This window comes from Bradyrhizobium sp. 35 (assembly GCF_023073215.1).
In the GTDB taxonomy this organism is placed as follows: Bacteria; Pseudomonadota; Alphaproteobacteria; order Rhizobiales; family Xanthobacteraceae; genus Bradyrhizobium; species Bradyrhizobium canariense_D.
The window spans coordinates 53,857-75,595 of record NZ_JADPJC010000144.1; the positions used below are offsets into that span (position 1 = coordinate 53,857).

Annotated in this window: 16 protein-coding genes and 1 pseudogene; 9 read left to right on the plus strand and 8 right to left on the minus strand. The window is 64.8% G+C overall.

Features of this window, described 5'->3' with window-relative positions; genetic code table 11:
* On the plus strand, positions 1-1,326 hold the full coding sequence (locus IVB36_RS29010; protein WP_026233928.1) for an MATE family efflux transporter: 1,326 nt from the start codon (positions 1-3) through the stop codon (positions 1,324-1,326).
* A 132-nt stretch (positions 1,327-1,458) separates the two neighbouring features.
* Here IVB36_RS29010 and IVB36_RS29015 read toward each other — a convergent pair whose 3' ends face one another.
* On the minus strand, positions 1,459-2,556 hold the full coding sequence (locus IVB36_RS29015; protein ID WP_018460036.1) for a quinone-dependent dihydroorotate dehydrogenase: 1,098 nt from the start codon (positions 2,554-2,556) through the stop codon (positions 1,459-1,461).
* On the minus strand, positions 2,553-2,897 hold the full coding sequence (locus IVB36_RS29020; RefSeq protein WP_018460037.1) for a DUF952 domain-containing protein: 345 nt from the start codon (positions 2,895-2,897) through the stop codon (positions 2,553-2,555). The genes IVB36_RS29015 and IVB36_RS29020 overlap by 4 nt, the downstream gene beginning before the upstream one ends.
* Before the next feature lie 204 nt (positions 2,898-3,101).
* Between IVB36_RS29020 and IVB36_RS29025 the strand changes: the two genes are divergently transcribed.
* On the plus strand, positions 3,102-3,755 hold the full coding sequence (locus IVB36_RS29025; RefSeq protein ID WP_018460038.1) for a helix-turn-helix transcriptional regulator: 654 nt from the start codon (positions 3,102-3,104) through the stop codon (positions 3,753-3,755).
* A gap of 171 nt (positions 3,756-3,926) precedes the next feature.
* Here the strand turns inward: IVB36_RS29025 and IVB36_RS29030 are convergent, their stop codons facing one another.
* From IVB36_RS29030 to IVB36_RS29040, 3 genes are all read right to left on the minus strand, one after another.
* Positions 3,927-5,570 carry a lysine--tRNA ligase gene (locus IVB36_RS29030; RefSeq protein WP_018460039.1) on the minus strand — a complete coding sequence of 548 codons (1,644 nt, stop codon included), beginning with the start codon at positions 5,568-5,570 and terminating at the stop codon, positions 3,927-3,929.
* Between the two features lie 294 nt (positions 5,571-5,864).
* The gene (hrpB, locus tag IVB36_RS29035; protein WP_026233929.1) at positions 5,865-8,342 is read right to left on the minus strand and encodes an ATP-dependent helicase HrpB; all 2,478 of its coding nucleotides are present in this window, start codon (positions 8,340-8,342) and stop codon (positions 5,865-5,867) included.
* Positions 8,343-8,489: 147 nt separating this feature from the next.
* The gene (locus tag IVB36_RS29040; RefSeq protein WP_018460041.1) at positions 8,490-9,806 is read right to left on the minus strand and encodes a UDP-glucose/GDP-mannose dehydrogenase family protein; all 1,317 of its coding nucleotides are present in this window, start codon (positions 9,804-9,806) and stop codon (positions 8,490-8,492) included.
* A 193-nt stretch (positions 9,807-9,999) separates the two neighbouring features.
* Here IVB36_RS29040 and IVB36_RS29045 point away from each other — a divergent pair, with 193 nt between their 5' ends.
* The 3 genes from IVB36_RS29045 (at position 10,000) to IVB36_RS29055 (ending at position 15,115) form a co-directional block, all read left to right on the plus strand.
* Entirely contained in the window at positions 10,000-11,067 is a 1,068-nt protein-coding gene (locus IVB36_RS29045; RefSeq protein WP_026233930.1) for an acyltransferase family protein, read from the plus strand.
* Between the two features lie 210 nt (positions 11,068-11,277).
* Positions 11,278-14,358: a DNA polymerase I gene (polA, locus tag IVB36_RS29050; RefSeq protein ID WP_018460043.1), complete on the plus strand. Its 3,081-nt coding sequence runs from the start codon at positions 11,278-11,280 to the stop codon at positions 14,356-14,358.
* Positions 14,359-14,479: 121 nt separating this feature from the next.
* Positions 14,480-15,115 carry a LysE family translocator gene (locus IVB36_RS29055; protein WP_018460044.1) on the plus strand — a complete coding sequence of 212 codons (636 nt, stop codon included), beginning with the start codon at positions 14,480-14,482 and terminating at the stop codon, positions 15,113-15,115.
* 40 nt (positions 15,116-15,155) lie between these two features.
* Here the strand turns inward: IVB36_RS29055 and IVB36_RS29060 are convergent, their stop codons facing one another.
* Complete coding sequence (locus IVB36_RS29060) at positions 15,156-15,782, minus strand: glutathione S-transferase family protein (protein ID WP_018460045.1); 627 nt, start codon at positions 15,780-15,782, stop codon at positions 15,156-15,158.
* Positions 15,783-15,981: 199 nt separating this feature from the next.
* On the opposite strand from IVB36_RS29060, the gene pyrE reads away from it, so the two are divergent.
* Entirely contained in the window at positions 15,982-16,545 is a 564-nt protein-coding gene (pyrE, locus tag IVB36_RS29065; protein ID WP_018460046.1) for an orotate phosphoribosyltransferase, read from the plus strand.
* A 272-nt stretch (positions 16,546-16,817) separates the two neighbouring features.
* Positions 16,818-17,594, plus strand: coding sequence for a DUF2865 domain-containing protein (locus IVB36_RS29070; protein ID WP_083926594.1), 777 nt, complete (start codon positions 16,818-16,820; stop codon positions 17,592-17,594).
* Between the two features lie 156 nt (positions 17,595-17,750).
* On the opposite strand, the gene IVB36_RS29075 is transcribed toward IVB36_RS29070, so the two are convergent.
* A complete protein-coding gene (locus IVB36_RS29075; protein WP_018460048.1) occupies positions 17,751-18,182 on the minus strand; it encodes a hypothetical protein in 432 nt (143 codons plus the stop codon).
* Positions 18,183-18,368: 186 nt separating this feature from the next.
* On the opposite strand from IVB36_RS29075, the pseudogene IVB36_RS29080 reads away from it, so the two are divergent.
* A pseudogene (locus IVB36_RS29080) lies at positions 18,369-18,658 on the plus strand (GIY-YIG nuclease family protein).
* 63 nt (positions 18,659-18,721) lie between these two features.
* Here the strand turns inward: IVB36_RS29080 and IVB36_RS29085 are convergent.
* Positions 18,722-18,967 (minus strand): hypothetical protein, encoded by a 246-nt coding sequence (locus IVB36_RS29085; RefSeq protein WP_240544159.1) that lies wholly within the window; start codon positions 18,965-18,967, stop codon positions 18,722-18,724.
* A 218-nt stretch (positions 18,968-19,185) separates the two neighbouring features.
* Here IVB36_RS29085 and IVB36_RS29090 point away from each other — a divergent pair, with 218 nt between their 5' ends.
* Positions 19,186-21,702, plus strand: coding sequence for a glycogen/starch/alpha-glucan phosphorylase (locus IVB36_RS29090; RefSeq protein ID WP_085384957.1), 2,517 nt, complete (start codon positions 19,186-19,188; stop codon positions 21,700-21,702).
* Positions 21,703-21,739 lie beyond the last annotated feature (37 nt).

The following is a 21,739-nucleotide window of genomic DNA, read 5'->3' on the forward strand; positions in this document are numbered from 1 at the left end:
ATGCACGCACCCGTTCACTTGAAGATCGGTTCCCGTCAGGTCTTCGCCATCGCAGGCCCGGCGATGGTCGCCAACCTCACCACGCCACTGATCGGCGTGGTCTCGACCACCGCGATCGGACGGCTGGACGACGCCGCGCTGCTCGGCGGCGTCGCCATCGCGTCCGTCATCTTCGATTGCCTGTTCTGGCTGTTCGGTTTCCTGCGCATGAGCACGCTCGCCTTCACGGCGCAGGCGCTCGGCGCCGGCGAGACGCGCGAGCTGACCGCGATCCTGGTGCGCGGCTTCATCGTCGCCGGCTTGATCGGCGTAGCACTGATCGCGCTGCAACTGCCGCTGGCCACCGTGCTGTTCGACCTGATGGGCGGCAGCGAAGGCGTCACGCGCGCGGCGAAAACCTACTTCGTGATCCGGATCTGGTCGGCGCCGCTGGCGCTCGTCAATTATGTTATCCTGGGCTGGCTGGTCGGCCAGGCTCGCGCCAACCCGGCGCTCGCGCTCCAAATCGTCATCAATCTCGTCAACGCGGCGGCGACGATCCTGCTGGTGCTGGTCTACGACACCGGGATCGCAGGTGCTGCGATCGCAGCGCTGCTGTCTGAAGCGGCCGGATTCGGCCTCGGCATGATCGTCTGCCGCCGCTATGCGGACGGTGGGTTCGCGGTGCCGTACGCAGAGCTGTTCGACCGGGCCAAGCTGATGCGGCTGCTGGCCGTGAATTCCGACATCCTGATCCGTACCGCGGCGCTGATCGCCGTGTTCTTGTTCTTCACCGCCAAGGGCGCGCGGGCCGGCGACGTCACGCTGGCCGCGAATTCCGTGCTCAACAATTTTCTGCTGGTCAGCGCCTTCTTTCTCGATGGTCTAGCGAACGCAGCCCAGCAGCTTTGCGGCCGTACGCTCGGCGCACGCGACGCCAGGGGATTTGCTGATTCGACCCGGCTGGTGCTGCTATGGGGGCTCGGCTTCGCGCTGGTCGTGTCCGCGCTATTCGCGGTATTCGGGCCGAACTTAATCGATTTCATGACGGCGAGCGAAAGCGTCCGTCGCGGCGCGCGGGAATTCCTGCCGTTCGTCGTGCTCGCGCCGATTCCCGGCGTGTTCGCCTTCGGCTTCGACGGCATCTATATCGGCGCGACCTGGGCGCGTGAGATGCGCAATCTGATGCTGGCCTCGCTCGCGATCTTCCTCGCCACATGTTGGGCGCTGCAATCGTTCGGCAATGCCGGGCTGTGGAGCGCGCTGATCGCCTCCTACGTCTCGCGCGGCGGCTTGCAGGCCGCGCGCTATCCGGCGCTGTACAGGAAGACGTTTTCGAGGTCGTAGCTCTCGTGTCCCGGACACGCTGCAGGGTGAAACGCTGCTGCGCGGAGCCGGGACCCAGAATGCCGCGAGCGTGGGCCCCGGTTCAGCAGTGCATCACTAACGTGCTGCGCTGCGCTCGGGGCACGAGACCGCCTACATCCCCGGCCAGTCTTCCGCCGTCAGCGTGGCGGCGTCGGAGCCGACGATCTCGGAGAGAGAATCCCGCCCCGTCCGCAATAGGGTCGAGGCGAGGTCACGCTTGATCTCGTCGACGATGCCGAGGCCCTTGTAGACCAGCGACGAATAGAGCTGGATCAGGCTCGCGCCGGCGCGGATCTTCGTCAGCGCGGCGCCGCCCGAGTCCACCCCCCCGACACCGATCAGGGGGAATGCGCCCTCGACGCGCACATAGGTCTCCGCGACCATCCGCGTCGACAGCCGGAACAGCGGCCGGCCGGACAGGCCGCCCTGCTCCTTGGCGCGCATCTCCTCGCGCAGCGTACTCGGCCGCGCGATCGTGGTGTTCGATACGATCATGCCATCGACCCGGCGCGAGCGCGCGACCTGCACGACGTCGTCGAGCTGGGCGAGGCTCAAATCCGGCGCGATCTTGAGCAGCACCGGCGTGTCGCCGGCGCTCTCGCGCACCCGCTGGCGCGCGTCGATCACCCTGGCGAGGAGATCGTCGAGCAGCGCGCCTTCCTGCAGATTGCGCAGGCCCGGCGTGTTCGGCGAGGAGACGTTGACGGTGAAATAGCTCGCGACCGGCGCAAAGGTCTCGATCAGCTTGACGTAATCATTGACCCGATCGGGCGAATCCTTGTTGGCGCCGACATTGACGCCGACGATGCCGCCGTGCTGCGCGCGCGCCGCAAGCCGGCGCAGGGCTGTCTCCGCACCGTCATTGTTGAAGCCCATGCGGTTGATCACGGCCTCGTCGCGCTCCAGACGAAACAGCCGCGGTCGCGGATTGCCGCTTTGCGGCTTCGGCGTCACCGAGCCGATCTCGACGAAGCCGAAGCCGAGCCGCAGCAGCGCATCCGGCACTTCGGCGCTCTTGTCGAAGCCCGCGGCCATGCCGATCGGATTGGGGAAGTTGAGCCCGAACGCACGCACCGCAAGCTTGGGATCGTCAGCGTGCGGCTTGCCCGGCGGCAGGAAGCGCAGGCCCTGGATCGCGAGGCGATGCGCATCCTCCGGATCGAGCCAACGCAGCACCGGCAGCGAGAGAGCGTCGAAAGCGCGGATCACGGGGCAAGCTCCGGAACATCGTGGCCGCCGTCGGAGCGCGTGTTGAGGTTCATCACAGCCATCACCGCGCCGAGATCGAGCTCGCCATAGAGATGCGGAAACAGCTCCTCATTGCGCGAGCGCTCCCAGCGCAACGCGCTGCCGAGCGCATCGCCGTCGACCTCGACCAGGAACAGCGCGCGCTGCCCGACATAATGCTTCTGCAGGGTCTCGGGAACCTGGGCGGCGGTCGAGAAATGGATGAATCCGTCGCGCGAATCGTCCGCGCTGCCGCGATAAACGCCCTGCCGTTCCGCCTCGCGCCAGGCCGAGGCCGGACAGATTTTGTAGATCTTGACCACCGCTTACGCAGCCCTGTTTGCCCGGGGAGACAGCTCTTTGAGTCTCCTGGGGATTTTCGTCTCTCGTGGGTCGTTAAATCCCGGGCGGGACCGTAAAGGCCACCCCTGCCGAACTCAAGACTTAGACGCCGCCTCTTGCACCGAAAACGGAAAACCGATTGATTTGAGGATAGTTTTCCTGAGTTGCGACGGGCTGGACCTTCCATGGTCAGGCAGGCCAAAGCGCAGAGGATGCTCACCCACGACCAGATCTGGGGCGCGCTGGATCGGCTGGCGGCGCGTGCCGGCCTGTCGCCGTCCGGCCTCGCCAAGCGCGCCGGGCTCGATCCCACCACCTTCAACAAGTCCAAGCGCGTTACCTCCGACGGCCGCGAGCGTTGGCCCTCGACCGAATCGATCGCGAAAGCGCTGGCGGCGGCAGATTCGTCGATCGACATTTTTGCCAGGCTGGTCGGCGACGAGGCAGGCGGCGGCCGTTCGGTGCCGCTGCTCGGCTTCGCACTGGCGGGCGCGAGCGGCGCCTTCGACGAGTCCGGCTTTCCCGTCGGCAAGGGCTGGACCGAATTTGCCCTTCCCGCCTTCGAGGGCAACCATAGCTTCGCGCTGCAGATGTCCGGCGAAGCGCTTGCGCCCGCCTATCGCGACGGCGACATCATCCTGGTCGCGCCCGGCGCGCCGATCCACAAAGGCGATCGCGTGGTGGTGAAGACCAACGCGGGCGAGCTGACGGTGGCGACGCTGAAGCGCCGCACCGCAAAGGCTCTGGATTTGCAGCCGCTCGATGCGACGCAGGCCGAACGCAGGATGGCGGCGAGCGAGGTGGTGTGGATCGCGCGGATCGTGTGGGCAAGCCAGTGAGGCCTCGGTGTCGTCCTGGCGAAAGCCAGGACCCATTACCTCGGGAGAAGTTGTGGCACCAATTGGCCACTCCGAGTCTCCGTAACCACATCCGGCGGTGGCTATGGGTCCTGGCTTTCGCCAGGACGAATCGGGGAGATAGGTCGCGCCTACAACTCAGTTCCGTAGCCCTCACGCACTCCGCGCCAGCGCGCCGTCGATCATGTTGACCGCGTTCTGCACGCCATACACCGCGACAAAGGAGCCGAAGCGCGGGCCCTTTTCCTGGCCGAGCAGCACCTGGTAGAGCATGTTGAACCAGTCGAGCGTCACGCCCGGACGGCCGTCCTTGCCCTTCTTGACCTGGTCGAGGAACGGCTCGCGGCGGCCGATCTCGTAGACGACGTTCTGGATGTCCTCGGCCGAGGCGTCCTGCGGAAGCTGCGATAATGCATCCCGCAAATCCTGCAGCGCCGCGCGCTCGGTCTCGGTCGGTTCGCGGAACGTCTTCGTCGGCGCGACGAAGTCGCGATAATAGTTGATGGCATAGCCGACCATCGCGTCGAGCTTGGGATGCGTCTGCGGGCTCACACCGGGTCGGTAGCGACCAATGAAACCCCACAGTGTCTCGGCATTCTCCGCATTCGACGACGACACCAGCGTCAGCAGGAGCTGGAACGTGACGGGCATGTCGAACTTCGGCGGATGGCCATTGTGGACATGCCAGACCGGATTGCCGAGCTGCTGCCTGGCGTCCTGCTTCGCAAAGCCGTCGATGAACTGCTGGTAGTCGTCGACATTGCGCGGGATGACGTCGAAATACAGCCGCTTGGCCGCCTTCGGCTCGCGATACATGAACAGCGACAGCGATTCCGGCGAGGCGTAGCGCAGCCATTCGTCGATGGTCAGCCCATTGCCCTTCGACTTCGAGATCTTCTGGCCCTTGTCATCGAGGAAGAGCTCGTAGTTGAAGCCCTCCGGCGGCGTGGCGCCGAGCGCCCTGGCGATCGCGCCGGAGAGTTTGACCGAGTCGATCAGGTCCTTGCCGGCCATCTCGTAATCGACGCCGAGCGCGACCCAGCGCATCGCCCAATCGGCCTTCCATTGGCACTTGACGTTGCCGCCGGTGACCGGCGTCTCGACTTCCTGGTTGGTATCGGGATCGAGGTAGGTCACCGTGCCGGCCGCAACGTCGCGGCGGATCATCGGCACCTGCAGCACGACACCCGTGGTCTTGCTGATGGGGAGGAACGGCGAATAGGTCGCGCGGCGGTCGGGACCGAGCGTCGGCAGGATGATCGCCATCACCTTGTCGTAGGCCGCGAGCATTTTGAGCAGCGTCGCGTCGAAACGGCCGGACGTGTAATAGTCGGTCGAGCTCGCGAATTCGTAGTCGAAGCCGAAATGATCGAGGAAGGCGCGCAGCCGCGCATTGTTGTGGTGCCCGAACGACGGGTATTCGTTGGAGAACGGATCCGGCACCCGCGTCAGCGGCTTGCCGAGATGCGCGGCCAGCATCTCCTTGTTGGGGACGTTGTCGGGCACTTTCCGAAACCCGTCCATGTCGTCGGAGAACGCGAGCAGGCGGGTCTTGATCTTGTTCTCGGTCAGCACATGAAAAGCGTGCCGCACCATCGAGGTGCGCGCGACCTCGCCGAAGGTGCCGATATGCGGCAGGCCTGATGGCCCGTAGCCGGTCTCGAACAGCACCTCGTCCTTCGGGCTTTTCTTCAGCCGCGCGACAATGGCCTTCGCCTGCTCGAACGGCCAGGCGTTGGATTGTTCGGCGAGCGCACGCAGATCGCTCGGATTCGCGGCAAGATCGATAACAGACATCTAAGGGGCCTCCGGGCCGCGGAAAATAGCGATTTCCGGGCAGAATGCAATTTTGTGAGACCCTCATCCTGAGAGCTTGTGACGCTTTTGCTCGTTCGGAGCGCCTCCGCAGCGCATAAATGATAACTCATTGACGAACTCAGAGCCGCCATTTACCGCGATAAACAGCCCCACTCCGGCGGCAGCTAGAGGTCGGTGCCGTGCTTGGATTAACGAGCGCTCCATAGGAGCGGGTCTCGAAGGATGCCCGTGAAGGGCGGGCCGCGCTCCCCACCATGAGGGTCTTCTTGCGCCTCACGTCCCGCGCGGCTTGACCCGCCGGGTCGGCAGCGCATTCGCCGGATCTTCCGGCCAGGGATGGCGCGGGTAGCGGCCGCGCAAATCGGACCGCACGGCACTGTAGCTGCCGCGCCAGAAACCGGGGAGATCGCGCGTCACCTGCACCGGGCGCTGCGCCGGCGACAGCAGTTCCAGCACCAGCGGCACCTTGCCGGCGGCGATCGAGGGATGGGTGTTGAGGCCGAACAATTCCTGCAGCCGCACCGCGATGGTCGGCCCCTGCTCGGCTTCATAGTCGATCGCGAGCACGCTGCCGGTCGGGGCCTCGAAATGCGTCGGCGCCTCGCGGTCGAGCCGCGCGCGCATCTCCCACGGCAACAAAGCCATCAACGCGTCGGAGAGATCGCCGGCGGAAATATCCTTCAGCGCGATCATGTCGTAGAGCGCCGGCACCAGCCAATCGTCGCGCCGCGCGATCAATCCGTCGTCCGAGAGATCGGGCCAGCTGTCGCCTTCGGCCCTGCGCAAAAACATCACGCGATCGCGCCATTGTTTGGCTACCTTCGACCAGGGCAGCCGGTCGAGTCCGGCGGCGATCAACCCGTCGGCGAAGATGCGCGCAGTGTCCCCCGAGGGCGACACGGCGAGCGTCGCCTCGGAGAGCGTGATCGCGTGCAGCGCGCGCTTGCGCCGCGCCCGCAGCGCCATCGCGCCGCGATCGAACGAGATCTCCTCGACGGATTCGATATGCTCGGCGAAATGCCGCTCGATCTCGTCCTGCGAGATTTGCGCCGCGAGCAGAATGCGCCCGCTCGCCGCCGTGCCGGTCATCTCGCCGACCGCGATATAAGGCGTGCGCGCGAGCGACGAGGTCTGATCCACCGCAGCACCCCGGCCGTTGGCGAGCACGAAGCTGCCATTGCCGCGGTTGCGCGCGACGCGATCCGGGAAGGCGTAGGCGAGCATCAGGCCGGTCGAGAGGTCACCTTCTGCGGTCGCCGCCTTCTCTGACGCCGCCACCTGCGAAGCCCAGCGCCGGGCGAGGTCGCGCGCGCTTGCGGCACGCGGGGAACGGTCGCGGCGGAACTGATCGCGCCGGTGCTCGAGATCGACGCTGTCGCCGCCGAGCCCGCGCTCGGTGATGATGGCCGCGATCTCGGCGGCGGCCTCGCCTTCGCCGGCACGGTGCGAATCCACGATCATGCGCGCGAGCCGCGGCGGCAGCGCCAGCGCGCGCAGGCTCTTGCCCTCCGCGGTGATGCGGCCATCGCCATCGAGCGCGTTGAGCTCGGAGAGCAGGCTTTTTGCTTCCTTCCAGGCCGGCTGCGGCGGCGGGTCGAGAAACGACAGCGCGGCAGGATCGGCGACGCCCCATTGCGCGAGATCGAGCACCAGCGAGGACAGATCGGCGCTGAGGATCTCGGGCTGGGTGTAGGGCGCTAGCGAGGCTGTCTGAGGTTCGTCCCAGAGCCGGTAGCAGACACCGGGCTCGGTGCGGCCGGCGCGGCCGCGGCGCTGGTCCGCCGCCGCGCGGGAGACGCGCACGGTCTCGAGCCGGGTCAAGCCGATGTCGGGCTCGTAGCGCGGCACGCGGGCGAGACCGGAATCGACCACGATGCGCACGCCCTCGATGGTGAGCGAGGTCTCCGCGATCGAGGTCGCCAGCACCACCTTGCGCGTGCCCTTGGGCGCCGGCGAGATGGCACGATCCTGCACGGCGGCGTCGAGCGCGCCAAACAGCGGCACGATTTCAATGCTGGAATCGTGTATGCGTTCGGCGAGGAAATTCTGGGTGCGGCGGATTTCGGCGGCGCCCGGCAGGAACGCCAGCACCGAGCCGGCATCGGCCCGCAGCGCCGAGGCGATCGCATCCGCCATCTGCCGCTCGATCGGCGCGTCAGCCTTGCGGCCGAGATAGCGCGTCTCGACCGGAAAGGCGCGGCCCTCGCTTTCGACGACGGGCGCTTCGCCCAGCAATTTTGCCACGCGGGCGCCATCGAGCGTTGCCGACATCACGAGGATGCGCAAATCCTCGCGCAAGCCCAGCTGCGCGTCGCGCGCCAGCGCCAGGCCCATGTCGGCATCGAGCGAGCGCTCGTGGAATTCGTCGAACAGCACGGCGGCGATGCCCGACAGTTCGGGATCGTCGAGAATCTGGCGGGTGAAGATGCCCTCCGTCACCACCTCGATGCGGGTCGCGCGCGAGATCTTCGAGCCGAAGCGGACGCGATAGCCGACAGTCTCGCCGGCGCGTTCGCCGAGTGATTTGGCCATGCGGTCGGCGCTGGCGCGCGCCGCGATGCGCCGCGGCTCCAGCACGATGATCTTCTTGCCTTTGGCCCAGGGGGCATCGAGCAGCGCCAGTGGCACGCGCGTGGTCTTGCCGGCGCCAGGAGGGGCCACCAGCACGGCGGCATGATGCGCCTCCAGCGTGCGCGAGAGGTCGTCGAGCACGGCATCGATCGGGAGGGGCGTGTCGAAACTGAGGGGCAAGGCCTGTCCATTCGTCACGCCCGAGCAAAAAGCGCGAAGCGCGTCTTCGCACGGAAGTCGCCGGGCATCCACGTCGTCACACTAGAAAACAGACGTGGATGGCCGGGACAAGCCCGGCCATGACGGAATCGTTGCGAGGTCGGATCGCTAGCCCTGCACCGGCGGCCGTCCAACACTCTCATAGACGAAGCCGGCCGCAGCCATCTCCTCGGGGCGGTAGATGTTGCGCAAGTCGACAATGACGGGCTGTGCCATGGTTGCCTTCAGCCGGTCGAGGTCGAGCGCACGGAACTGCACCCATTCGGTGACGATCACGATCGCATCGGCGCCTTCCGCGCAGGAATAGGCGTCTTCGCAATAAGTGATGCTGGGCAGCTCAGTCTTCGCCTGCTCCATGCCGACGGGATCGAAGGCCTTCACCTTCGCGCCCATGTCGATCAGGCCGGTCACCAGCGGGATCGACGGCGCGTCGCGCATGTCGTCGGTGTCGGGCTTGAAGGTGAGCCCGAGCACGGCGATGGTCTTGCCGCGCAGCGAACCGCCGAGCGCCTGGCTCACTTTTCGCGCCATCGCCCGCTTGCGGTTCTCGTTGACCGCGAGCACGGATTCGACGATGCGCAAGCTCACGTCGTAGTCCTGCGCGATCTTGATCAGCGCCTTGGTGTCCTTTGGGAAGCAGGAGCCGCCGAAGCCCGGACCGGCGTGCAGGAACTTGGTGCCGATGCGGTTGTCCAGGCCAATGCCGCGCGCGACCTCCTGCACGTTGGCGCCGACCTTTTCGGAGAGGTCCGCGATCTCGTTGATGAAGGTGATCTTGGTCGCGAGGAAGGCGTTGGCGGCGTATTTGATCATCTCGGCGGTGCGGCGTTCCGTGAACATCAGCGGCGCCTGGTTCAGCGACAGCGGACGATAGATATCGCTCATCACCTTGCGGCCGCGCTCGTCGGAGGTGCCGACGACGATGCGGTCGGGGAATTTGAAGTCGCGGATCGCCGCGCCCTCGCGCAGGAATTCGGGATTCGAGGCGACGACGACGTCGGCTTTGGGATTGGTCTCGCCGATGATGCGCTCGACCTCGTCGCCGGTGCCGACCGGAACGGTCGACTTGGTCACGACGACGGTGAAGCCGGACAGCGACTGCGCGATCTCTTTCGCAGCGGCATAGACGTAGGACAGATCAGCATGGCCGTCGCCGCGGCGCGACGGCGTGCCGACCGCGATGAAGACAGCATCGGCATCCGCAACCGGCTTGGACAAATCGGTGGTGAACTCCAGCCGCTTGGCCTTGACGTTGGTCGCCACCAGCTCGTCGAGCCCAGGCTCGTAGATCGGGATCTCGCCGCGATGAAGGGCCGCGATCTTCTTCTCGTCCTTGTCGACGCAGATGACGTCGTGGCCGAAATCCGCAAAGCAGGCTCCGGACACCAGTCCCACATAGCCCGTGCCGATCATAGCAATGCGCATGAAAAACCCTGTTTGGCTTGGTTAACAAAACCCCAATTCCACGGCGGTTTAGCATTTTCCCGGGGTGAGGGAACAGCCCGCGTGCAAAAAACGGCACAGCAATTGTACCAGTAAAGAAATCGTAAGCCGCAAGGCGGCAAACTGCTCCGCGTTCACACAGATGCTGGCGGAACACGCCTCGAAAAGAGACACCATGGCACCATCAGGCACAATCGCCGCGAGCGGGGGACTCAAGGCCCCGGCTGCTGCGCGCGTCGATTGGGTCGATTACGCCAAGGGCATCTGCATCGTCATGGTCGTGATGATGCATTCGGTGCTGGGGGTCGAGCTTGCCGCCGGCGAGACCGGTTTCATGCATGTTTTGGTGGCCTTCGCGAAGCCATTCCGGATGCCGGATTTCTTCCTGATTTCGGGTCTGTTCCTGTCACTGGTGATCGACCGGGACTGGCGAACCTATCTCGACCGCAAGATGGTGCATTTCGCCTATTTCTATGTCGTCTGGGTGACAATCCAGTTCGGCTTCAAGGCCCCCGCATTCGCAGCGGAAACGAGCTGGCGCGACGCCGGATTGCTATATCTGGAATCCTTCGTCGAGCCGTTCGGCACGCTATGGTTCATCTACCTCCTGCCGATCTTCTTCGTCGTCACAAAACTGACACGGCGCATGCCGCAGCCCGCGATATGGCTCGTCGCGGCCGCGCTGGAGACGGCGCGCATTTCGACCGGCTGGACCGCGATCGACGAGTTCTGCGCGCGCTTCATCTATTTCTATTCGGGCTATCTGTTCGCGCCCTACGTGTTCGCGCTGTCGGACCGCGCGCGCAATCATCCCGCATGGGCGCTGACAGCGCTCGCGACATGGGTGCTGGTCAATGCCGGCCTCGTTGCGCTCGGCGCCAGCGAATGGAAAATCGTATCGCTCGTGCTCGGCTTCGCCGGCGCCTGCGCCATCATCACGATGGGCACGCTGCTCGCGCGCGTGCAATGGCTGAATGTCTTCCGCTTCTGCGGCGAGCATTCGATCGTGATCTATCTCGCCTTCTTCCTGCCGATGGCGGCGACACGGACGCTGCTCTTGCGCACGGGCATCATTCCCGACATCGGTGCGGTGTCGCTGATCGTGACCATCGCCGGCGTGATCGGCTCGCTCGCAATCTGGCAGATCGCACTGCGCCTTGGGGGCAACTTCCTGTTCGAGCGGCCCGATGCGTTCTGGATCGCGCCGAAGAAGACAAGCGCGGTGTTGCAGGCGGCGGAGTGATACTCTGCTGTCATCCCCGCGAAGGCGGGGATCCAGTATTCCAGAGGGCAGCAGTCGTATACGGAGAAGCCGCAGCGTACTGGATTCCCCGCCTTCGCGGGGAATGACAGCGGGGGATGCGGGAAATGACAGTGGGGATAGCGGCATCCGCAAGCCAAAAATCCACCTCCCAAGGCTGTCAAATCCCGCAAAAATTCATACATTGCGGCCATGCCCAAGAGCTCCCCAAAGACCACCGCCCAAGCTGACACCAAGGCTGCCGCGCCCAAGGCCGCCGAAACCAAGCCCGCTGCTGCGACAGCTGCTGCCAAGCCCGTTGCCGCGAAGGCGGCCGGCAAGGGCGATCATGTCTTCCTGGTCGACGGTTCCGGCTACATCTTCCGCGCCTACCATGCGCTGCCGCCGATGAACCGCAAGTCCGACGGCTTGCAGGTCAATGCCGTGCTCGGCTTCTGCAACATGCTGTGGAAGCTGTTGCGCGAGATGCCCGAGGACAACCGGCCGACCCATCTGGCGATCATTTTCGACAAGTCGGAAATCACCTTCCGCAACAAGATCTATCCTGAGTACAAGGCACACCGGCAGCCGGCCCCGGACGATCTGATCCCGCAATTTTCGCTGATCCGCGAGGCGGTGCGCGCCTTCGACCTGCCTTGCCTGGAACAGGTGGGCTTCGAGGCCGACGATTTGATTGCGACCTATGTACGGCAAGCCTGCGAGCGCGGCGCAAGCGCGACAATCGTGTCCTCCGACAAGGACCTGATGCAGCTCGTCACCGACTGCGTCACCATGTACGACACCATGAAGGACCGCCGCATTGGCATCCCCGAGGTGATCGAGAAGTTTGGCGTGCCGCCGGAGAAGGTGGTGGAAGTGCAGGCGCTGGCCGGCGATTCCACCGACAACGTTCCTGGCGTGCCCGGCATCGGCATCAAGACCGCGGCGCAGCTGATCGTCGAATATGGCGATCTCGAGCAATTGCTGTTCCGCGCCACCGAAATCAAGCAGCCGAAGCGGCGCGAGGCGCTGATCGAGAACGCCGAGAAGGCGCGCATCTCGCGGCAGCTCGTATTGCTCGACGACAAGGTCGACCTCGACGTCCCGTTGGACGATCTCGCCGTCCACGAGCCCGATGCGCGCAAGCTGATCGCGTTCCTGAAGGCGATGGAGTTTTCCACGCTGACGCGCCGCGTCGCCGAATTCTCGCAGATTGACCCGGCCAACGTCGATGCAGATCCCGGCTATTCCAGCGGCGCCAGCGTCTTCTCGCCGCTGCCGCCTTCGGACGTCGTGCCGGCCCCGGGACCCGGCGCGCCGGCGCAAGTTCCGGTGGGCCAGCGCAACCCTTCGGCGAGCAAGGAGGACAAGGCCGCGAGTCCGAAGGGCGCGCCGATTTCGCTCGCCGCCGCGCGGGAAGAGGCTTTGCGCAAGCTTCCGGTCGACCGCAGCAAGTACCAGGCCATCAAGACGCTCGCGGAATTGAACGCGTTCATCGCGCGCATTCACGATGCCGGCCATGTCGCGGTCGAGATCCGGGGAAACTCGATCGATCCGATGCAGGCCGACCTCTGCGGTATCGCGCTGGCGCTGGCGCCGAACGAGGCCTGCTACGTGCCGCTGGCGCACAAGCAGTCCGGCGGCGGCGCCGGCCTGTTCGACGCGGGCCTCGCGCCCGACCAGGTCAAGCACACTGATGCGATCGAAGCGTTGCGGCCGGTGCTGGAATCACCAGGCATTCTCAAGATCGGCTTCGAAGTCAAATTCACCGCGGTGATGCTGGCGCAGCACGGCATCACACTGCGCAACACCGATGATGCGCAGCTGATCTCCTACGTGCTCGATGCCGGCCGCGGCTCGCACGCGCTGGAGCAACTGTCCGAGCGCTGGTTCGGTCACGCGATGCTCAAAGACAACGAGCTGCTCGGCAGCGGCAAGGGCAAGATCACGTTCGACCAGGTGCCGATCGACAAGGCCGCGTCGCTGTCGGCGGAAGGCGCCGACGTGACCTTGCGCGTCTGGCGCGTGCTGAAGCCGCGCCTCATCGCCGAGCACATGACCACGGTCTACGAGACGCTGGAACGCCCGCTGGTCGCGGTGCTCGCACGCATGGAGCGGCGCGGCATCTCGATCGATCGTCAGGTGCTGTCGCGTCTCTCCGGCGACTTCGCCCAGACTGCGGCCCGTGTCGAAGCCGAGATCCAGCAGATCGCGGGCGAGCCGGTCAATGTCGGCAGCCCGAAGCAGATCGGCGACATCCTGTTCGGCAAGATGGGACTGTCGGGCGGCACCAAGACCAAGACCGGCGCGTGGTCGACCACCGCTCAGGTGCTCGACGAACTCGCCGAGCAGGGCCACGAGCTCCCGCGGAAGATCCTGGAGTGGCGCCAGGTCTCTAAGCTGAAATCGACCTACACCGACGCGCTGCCGACCTACGTCAATCCCCAGACCCACCGCGTCCACACGACCTACGCGCTGGCCGCGACCACGACGGGCCGACTGTCGTCGAACGAGCCGAATTTGCAGAACATTCCGGTGCGCACTGAGGACGGGCGCAAGATCCGGCGCGCCTTCATCGCAACGCCAGGGCACAAGCTGGTCTCCGCCGACTATTCACAGATCGAGCTGCGGCTGCTCGCCGAGATCGCCGACATTCCCGTGCTGCAGCAGGCGTTTCGCGACGGTCTGGACATTCACGCCATGACGGCATCGGAAATGTTCGGCGTGCCGATCAAGGGCATGCCGAGCGAAATCCGGCGCCGGGCCAAGGCGATCAATTTCGGCATCATCTACGGCATTTCGGCATTCGGCCTTGCCAACCAGCTCGGCATCGCGCGCGAAGAGGCCTCCGCCTACATCAAGAAATACTTCGAACGCTTCCCCGGCATCCGCGCCTACATGGACGAGACGCGCGACTTCTGCCGGAACCACGGCTACGTCACCACGCTGTTCGGACGGAAGATGTACTATCCCGACATCAAGGCTTCGAACGCCTCGGTGCGCGCCTTCAACGAGCGCGCCGCGATCAACGCCCGGCTCCAGGGCACCGCCGCCGACATCATCCGCCGCGCCATGACGCGGATGGAGGATGCCCTGGTCCTGAAGAAACTGTCTGCGCAGATGCTGCTGCAGGTGCATGACGAATTGATCTTCGAGGTACCGGACGCGGAGGTCGAGGCGACGCTCCCCGTCGTGCAGCACGTGATGCAGGACGCGCCGTTCCCGGCCGTGCTGCTCTCGGTGCCGCTGCATGTCGATGCACGCGCAGCGAACAATTGGGACGAGGCGCATTGATCGGACGGTACCGCCCCGGCGAAGGCACACGCACAAGCTGAATTGTCCTCCGAGCAATTGCGCGATGGCCCCACTGCGCCACGCATATTAGAACCGTGCCGTCTCCCGCACCGGTTCAGCCATGCCCCACGCCTCCGCCCTGCTCGGCTTCGCTCTCGTCTGCCTCGGCCTCGTGCTCACGCCCGGGCCGAACATGATCTACCTGATCTCGCGTTCGATCACGCAAGGGCCTGCGGCGGGCATCGTCTCGCTCGGCGGCGTGGCGCTCGGCTTCTTGTTCTACATGCTGTGCGCGGCATTCGGCATCACGGCGCTGCTGCTCGCCGTTCCCTTCGCCTATGACGCGCTGCGCTTTGCCGGCGCGGGTTATCTGTTGTGGCTGGCCTGGCAGGCAGTGAAGCCGGGCGGGCGCTCGCCGTTCCAGGTGAAGCAGCTTGCGATCGACAGCCCGCGCAAATTGTTCGCGATGGGGTTCGTCACCAATCTGCTCAACCCGAAGATCGCGATGCTTTACCTCGCGCTGCTGCCGCAGTTCATCGATCCCACCGCCGGCAGCGTGCTGGCGCAGTCAGTGGTGCTCGGCGCGATCCAGATCGCGATCAGTGTCAGCGTGAATGCGATGATCGCGCTCGCGGCCGGGTCGATCGCGCTGTTTCTCGCAAGCCGGCCAAGCTGGATGCTGGTCCAGCGTTGGCTGATGGGCACGGTGCTGGCCGGGCTTGCGGTGCGGATGGCGGTGGAAGCGCGGAAGGTGTGATTTTCCCCTCTCCCCGCTTGCGGGGAGAGGGAGAGAAAGATCAATCTAGCTTCGCCTCCATGCCCCGCTTCACCGCCGGGCGGGCCATCAGGGCCTCGTACCAGCGCTTGACGTTGGGAAAGTCGGCCAGGTCAACCTTGTGGCGAGGGTGACGCCAGGCCCAGCCCAGGATGGCAAAATCGGCGATCGAGAGCTCGCCGGCGACGAAATCGCTGGACTCCAGCCGGCGGTCGAGGACGCCGTAGAGCCGTCGCGTCTCGGCCATGTAGCGCTTGAGGCCGTAGGCGCGGTCCTGCTCGTTCTCGAGCGCGATGAAATGGTGCACCTGGCCCGGCATCGGCCCGAAACCGCCCATCTGCCACATCAACCATTCATAAACGGGAATGCGGCCCGAAAGCGATTTCGGCAGAAATTTGCCGGTCTTTTCGCCGAGATACAGCAGGATCGCACCCGACTCGAAGATGCTGACGGGCTTGCCGTCCGGGCCATCAGGATCGACGATCGCGGGGATCTTGTTGTTGGGTGAGAGCTTCAGGAACTCCGGCGCCATCTGTTCGCCCTTGCTGATATTCACCGGGATCCCCTTGTAGGGCAGCCCCATCTCCTCCAGCGCGACCGAGATCTTGCGGCCGTTCGGCGTGTTCCAGGTGTGCAGCTCGATGGTCATTTGTCGCGTGTCCTTGCCCAGCCTTCTTGCAGGTTTTCTTGCCCGAGATATCCGGCATCCACCTACCCCAGAACGTTGCACCCCCACAACCGGCCGCCCGGGATGGCCGATCCCTGTTGACGGGGGAAGCCCCCTCTGGAATGTCGAGGCCGTCGCGGATAAATTCCGCCACCTCCAAAAATGCTCCCGAGGGCCCGCCGTGTCTAAATCAGCCTCCCGCGCCCGCCTGTTCGAGATCATCCGCCGGCGCTCCTTCGGCCGCGGCGAGGTGACGCTCGCGTCGGGCCGCAAGAGCGACTTCTACTTCAACCTCAAGCCGACCATGCTCGACCCGGAGGGTGCGACCCTGCTCGCCGAGTTGACCTATGAGGCGCTGAAGGATGACCAGCTCGATTTCATCGGCGGGCTTGAGATGGGCGCGGTGCCGCTGGCCGGCGCGCTGGCGCAGATCTCCTGGATCAAGGGCCATCCCATCGCGGCCTTCTTCGTGCGCAAGAAGCCGAAGGAGCATGGCGCGAAGCTTGCGATCGAGGGGCTGCCCAGGGGCGAGACGCTGGAGGGCAAGCGCGTCGTGATCGTCGAGGATGTCACCACCACCGGCGGCTCGGCGATGAAGGCCGTGGAAGCGGTGCGCGAGACCGGCGCGGAAGTGGTGCTGGTGCTGACCATGGTCGACCGCGAGGAAGGCGCCGACGACACCTTTGGCGCGGCCGGGCTGCCGTTCCGCTCGCTGTACAAGGCGTCGGAGTTCTTGAAGGCTTGAGCGGCTAGACTTTTTCCGCCGTCGTGCCCGGGCTTGACCGGGCATCCACGTCTTTGCCGCACCAGAGATCCTGGATGGCCGGGACAAGCCCGGCCATGGACGAGGTCCACCCGTCCGGCGACACCGCTCCTCCCCCCTCAACCGCTCATTTACCATCCCGCCTTATGGTGAATCATGTGCTGAGACCTGATGGTCCCGGCCGGTTGGGTAGCGCCGGGTGGAGTAAGCGTTTGCGTACAGTCATGTCCCATGCGCGCCGGTGGCGTCGCGCGATGCTCGTAGCCGCCACATTGGCAGCACCGCTGGTTGCGGCTCCGGCCCCGGTTTCGGCCGAAGGCCTGTTCGACTTCTTCTTCGGCGGAATGCAGCAGCAGCAGCGGCCGCAGCGTGAGGTGCCGCAGCAGCCGAGCTCCTACGCCGATCCATTCACCGGCCAGCAGAACGGCGCAAGTCCGCCATACGTGCCGCCGACACGTTCGGCTGCGGCCGGCGGCTCGGGACCGGCGTTCTGCGTGCGCAGCTGCGACGGCAAATATTTTCCGCTGATGCGCGGTCTCACCTCGCCCGCGCAGATGTGTCAGGCGTTCTGTCCTGCAAGCGCCACCAAGATCTATTTCGGCTCCTCGATCGACGGCGCGGCGTCGCAGACCGGCGAGCGCTATGCCGATAGCGAGAACGCGTTCGCCTATCGCAAGGCGCTGCGCGCCGACTGCACCTGCAACGGCCGCGAGCCGGTCGGCCTTGCTCCGGTCGATCTGGCGCTGGACTCGTCGCTAAAGCCCGGCGACGTGATCGCCACCAGCGACGGTCTCGTCGCCTATACCGGGATCCGCGTCGGCAACGACCAGGCCGCGGACTTCACCCCGGTCGCCTCCTATCCCGGTCTCACCGCGCAGGTCCGCGCACGGCTCGGCGAGATGAAGGTGGCGCCGGTGCGCGCCGACACGGTGGCGGCGGATGCCCCTGCCGCGGAGATCGTGCGCGAGACGCTCCCCGACGTGACGGTGCCGAAAACGCAAAAGCCGGCGAAGCGGGCTGGGCTGGACTAGCTCAGGCTCGTCTGTAGCCAAGCCGTCATTGCGAGCGACTTGTCCGCCGAAGCTCGAAGAGCGAAGGCGGAAGCGAAGCAATCCAGTCTGGCTCCGTGGAGGCACTCTGGATTGCTTCGTCGCAAGAGGCTCCTCGCAATGACGGAGGATGGTGGGTCACCGTCCGATGATCACGCCGATCACGTTCGGCGCCGCCAGATATTTCTCCTCGATCGCCGCGCGCGCGGCGGCGCGGTTGTCTGCCGTGAGCAGGCCGCGCTTCTCGGCTAAAATCATCCAGCAAAAACCCCACCAGTCGGTGAGCATGCCTTGGTCGTCGACGAGATCATAACCCTGCTCGGCGGCGAAGATGCGCGCATGCGCTTCGTCAAGCGTGTCGAGGAACAGATGGTCCTGCGCCGAAAACAGATCGTCGCTGACGTCGTCGATGGTGTAGCCCCAGATCGACTGGCACACCGCGTTGAACTCGCGGTCGAACTGGTCGTCGTCGACCGCGTGGCGCCGCGCCGCCTGATGCAGCCGCGACAGCGAGCGCGCGAAATCGGCGATCCTGGTGAGGGCAAATTGATCGAAGGCAATGGTGGACATGTAGTCCTCGCGAAGTCTGGCAGACGCTAGATATGGTGTCGGCAACACGCCGAATCACAATGATATCAAAGACTTGCTAAAGTGTTCTTAATTTGTTCTGATGTTAGGCGCGATTGTTGGAGAGCGTCGTCCTGGCGAAAGCCAGGACCCATTACCCCGGTCAGTGTTGCTTTTGCGGGTTGGGCCATGAGCACGAGCAGCTACTTCGTCTACATTCTCGCAAGCCGCCATCACGACACGATCTATATCGGAATCACCAACGACGTCCGCGCGCGGCTTGAGCTACATCGTTCGGGTCGCGGCTCGAAGTTCGTGCACAAGTATAAAATCTTCCGCCTCGTTCATGTCGAAGCCTACGCAACACTGCAGGAGGCGATCGCGCGCGAGAAGCAGCTCAAGTTCTGGAAGCGGGACTGGAAGATCAAGCTGATCGAGGAAGAAATCCCGATTGGAATGATCGGTCAGGCCTCATCTGACAGGCGGGTAATGGGTCCTGGCTTCCGCCAGGACGACACCTTCTTCGTTGCACCAGCCCCTGCTCAATTCGCCGCTGACATCAACTTATCCCCGCACGCGCTTGCGTAAAATTTGCCGCCGCATTGGCGCTTGATGGCGGCGCAGCGGGCGGCGGAGGATGCGTTTTGCGGAAGCGTGACGGCGCAGCTCAGGCCGTCGGCGCTGCGGCCGATCTTGCCGGCGGCGAAGGCGGCGCTGGACGCGGTGATGCAGACGACGAGGAAGGTGGCGGCGGCGATTTCGATCAGCCGTCGCGTCACAGGTCTCATCAGAGAGTTCATCGGGCGCCTCCTCCACACTGATGGCTGAATTGGCCGCCATTCTAGCACCAAATCCACGTTTCCCCGTATGCGTCCGGGTTCCCAAATCGGCCCGTTCCTTGCATAATTTTACGCCAAACGCAGTGCACGGTCGCACCAGCAATGGTTCCGTACAGAGGCAAGATGCGTAGGGTCAGTAGTGTTCTCGCGACCAGGAAGTGACGACTTTGCAAGATTCATCGTTCCAGCCCAATTTCTCCGCCCCCAACCAGCCCATCGACGAACTCGCTCTGGCTGAGATCAAGGGCGCGATCCTGGCGAAGCTGCGCCTTGCCATCGGCAAGGATGCGGGCATGGCCACCAAGCACGACTGGTACCAGGCCGCGGCGCTGGCGCTGCGCGATCGCATCGTGCATCGCTGGCTCACGGCCGAGAAGCACAGCTACGATGCGGGGCGCAAGCGGGTCTATTATCTCTCGCTCGAATTCCTGATCGGCCGCCTCTTCAGCGACGCGCTGAACAATATGGGGCTATTGAAGATCTTCGAGGTCGCGCTCGGCGATCTCGGCGTTTCCTTGCCTGAGCTGCGCAAATGCGAGCCGGACGCGGCGCTCGGCAATGGCGGCTTGGGCCGTCTCGCCGCCTGCTTCATGGAAAGCATGGCGACGCTGTCGATCCCTGCGATCGGCTACGGCATCCGTTATGATTACGGCCTGTTCCGTCAGATCATCAATCAGGGCTGGCAGCAGGAATATCCGGACGAATGGCTCGGCTTCGGCAACCCTTGGGAATTGCAGCGGCCCGAAGTGATCTATGACATTCGCTTCGGCGGCGGTGTCGAGCATGTCGAAGACAAGGGCCGCGATCGCGCGATCTGGCATCCGTCCGAGACCGTGCAGGCGATGGCCTATGACACGCCGATCGTCGGCTGGCGCGGCCAGCACGTCAACGCGCTGCGGCTGTGGTCGGCACGCTCGCCCGATCCGTTGAAGCTCGATGCCTTCAACACCGGCGACTATGTCAGCGCCAGCGCCGAGCAGTCGCGCGCGGAAGCGATCTGTAAATTCCTCTACCCGAACGACGAGAGCCCGGCGGGCCGCGAGCTGCGCCTGCGCCAGGAATATTTCTTCGTCTCGGCTTCGCTGCAGGACCTGATCAAGCGGCACCTTGCGTCGGACGGCCAGCTTCGCAGCCTGTCGAGCAAGGTCGCGGTGCAGCTCAACGACACCCATCCGAGCCTGGCCGTCACCGAGCTGATGCGGATCCTGATCGACGACCACAATTTCCGCTGGGACGAGGCCTGGAAGATCACGGTCGCCACGCTGTCCTACACCAACCACACGCTGCTGCCTGAGGCGCTGGAGACCTGGCCGGTCGAGCTGTTCGAACGGCTGTTGCCGCGGCATCTCGAGATCATCTACCGCATCAACGTGCAGCATCTCGCGCTCGCAGAGGCGCGCGCCCCCGGCGACATCGACTTCCGCGCCTCGGTGTCGCTGATCGACGAGCGGAGCGGCCGGCGCGTGCGCATGGGCCAGCTCGCCTTCGTCGGCTCCCACCGCATCAACGGCGTCTCGGCGATGCATTCGGACCTGATGCGGGAGACCGTGTTCCACGACCTCAACCATCTCTACCCCGGCCGCATCACCAACAAGACCAACGGCATCACCTTCCGCCGCTGGCTGATGCTGGCGAACCCGAAACTGACCGATCTGTTGCGCGAGACCTGTGGCGACGCCGTGCTCGATGATCCGACGCAGCTCAGCCTGATCGAGGCCCGCGCCAGCGACGTCGAATTCCAGAAGAGGTTCCGCGCAGTCAAGCTTCACAACAAGACGGCGCTGGCGCGCCTGATCGGCGAGCGCCTCGGCATCAAGGTCGACCCGAACGCGCTGTTCGACGTGCAGATCAAGCGCATCCACGAATACAAGCGCCAGCTTCTCAATGTCATCGAGACGGTCGCGCTGTACCAGGCGATCAAGGACGACCCCAACGGCAACTGGGTGCCGCGGGTGAAGATCTTTGCGGGCAAGGCGGCGGCGAGCTACCGCTACGCCAAGCTGATCATCAAGCTGATCAACGACGTTGCGGAAGTCGTCAACAACGACCCCGCGATCGGCGGCAAGCTCAAGGTCGTCTTCCTGCCCGACTACAATGTCAGCCTCGCCGAGGTGATCATTCCCGCGGCCGACCTCTCCGAGCAGATCTCGACGGCCGGCATGGAAGCCTCCGGCACCGGCAACATGAAGCTGTCGCTCAATGGCGCCCTCACGATCGGCACGCTCGACGGCGCCAACATCGAGATCCGCGACCATGTCGGCGCGGAGAACATCGCGATCTTCGGCATGGAAGCCGGCGATGTCATGATCCGGCGCAAGCAGGGGCTGGACGCCTCCGACGTGATCCGCAATTCGCCGAAGCTCCAGCGCGCCATCAATGCGATCGGCGCCGGCGAATTCTCGCCCGGCGATCCCGGCCGCTTCGAATCGATCGCGCATGCGCTGCGCTATCTCGACCATTACATGGTCAGCGCCGACTTCGATTCTTATTACGAGGCGCAGCGCAGCGTCGATGCGCGCTGGCAGGTGGCGCCGGCCTGGACCCGCGCCTCGATCCTCAACGTCGCGCGCATGGCGTGGTTCTCCTCCGACCGCACCATTCGCGAATACGCCGAGGAGATCTGGAACGTGCCGGTCAACCCCACCACGCCGCTGCTGCCGACCTTGCGCGACGTCGCGGGCTGAATTTCCGCGACGTGAAATCGGTTACTCACGAGGTAAT

What these genes read in the sequence shown, in the direction of transcription:
- IVB36_RS29010 (WP_026233928.1), top strand. Translation starts at nt 1, where the DNA reads ATGCACGCACCCGTTCACTTGAAGATCGGTTCCCGTCAGGTCTTCGCC.
- IVB36_RS29025 (WP_018460038.1), top strand. Translation starts at nt 3,102, where the DNA reads ATGGTCAGGCAGGCCAAAGCGCAGAGGATGCTCACCCACGACCAGATC.
- IVB36_RS29030 (WP_018460039.1), bottom strand. Translation starts at nt 5,570, where the DNA reads ATGTCTGTTATCGATCTTGCCGCGAATCCGAGCGATCTGCGTGCGCTC.
- IVB36_RS29040 (WP_018460041.1), bottom strand. Translation starts at nt 9,806, where the DNA reads ATGCGCATTGCTATGATCGGCACGGGCTATGTGGGACTGGTGTCCGGA.
- IVB36_RS29045 (WP_026233930.1), top strand. Translation starts at nt 10,000, where the DNA reads ATGGCACCATCAGGCACAATCGCCGCGAGCGGGGGACTCAAGGCCCCG.
- polA (WP_018460043.1), top strand. Translation starts at nt 11,278, where the DNA reads ATGCCCAAGAGCTCCCCAAAGACCACCGCCCAAGCTGACACCAAGGCT.
- IVB36_RS29055 (WP_018460044.1), top strand. Translation starts at nt 14,480, where the DNA reads ATGCCCCACGCCTCCGCCCTGCTCGGCTTCGCTCTCGTCTGCCTCGGC.
- IVB36_RS29060 (WP_018460045.1), bottom strand. Translation starts at nt 15,782, where the DNA reads ATGACCATCGAGCTGCACACCTGGAACACGCCGAACGGCCGCAAGATC.
- IVB36_RS29070 (WP_083926594.1), top strand. Translation starts at nt 16,818, where the DNA reads ATGCTCGTAGCCGCCACATTGGCAGCACCGCTGGTTGCGGCTCCGGCC.
- IVB36_RS29075 (WP_018460048.1), bottom strand. Translation starts at nt 18,182, where the DNA reads ATGTCCACCATTGCCTTCGATCAATTTGCCCTCACCAGGATCGCCGAT.
- IVB36_RS29085 (WP_240544159.1), bottom strand. Translation starts at nt 18,967, where the DNA reads ATGAGACCTGTGACGCGACGGCTGATCGAAATCGCCGCCGCCACCTTC.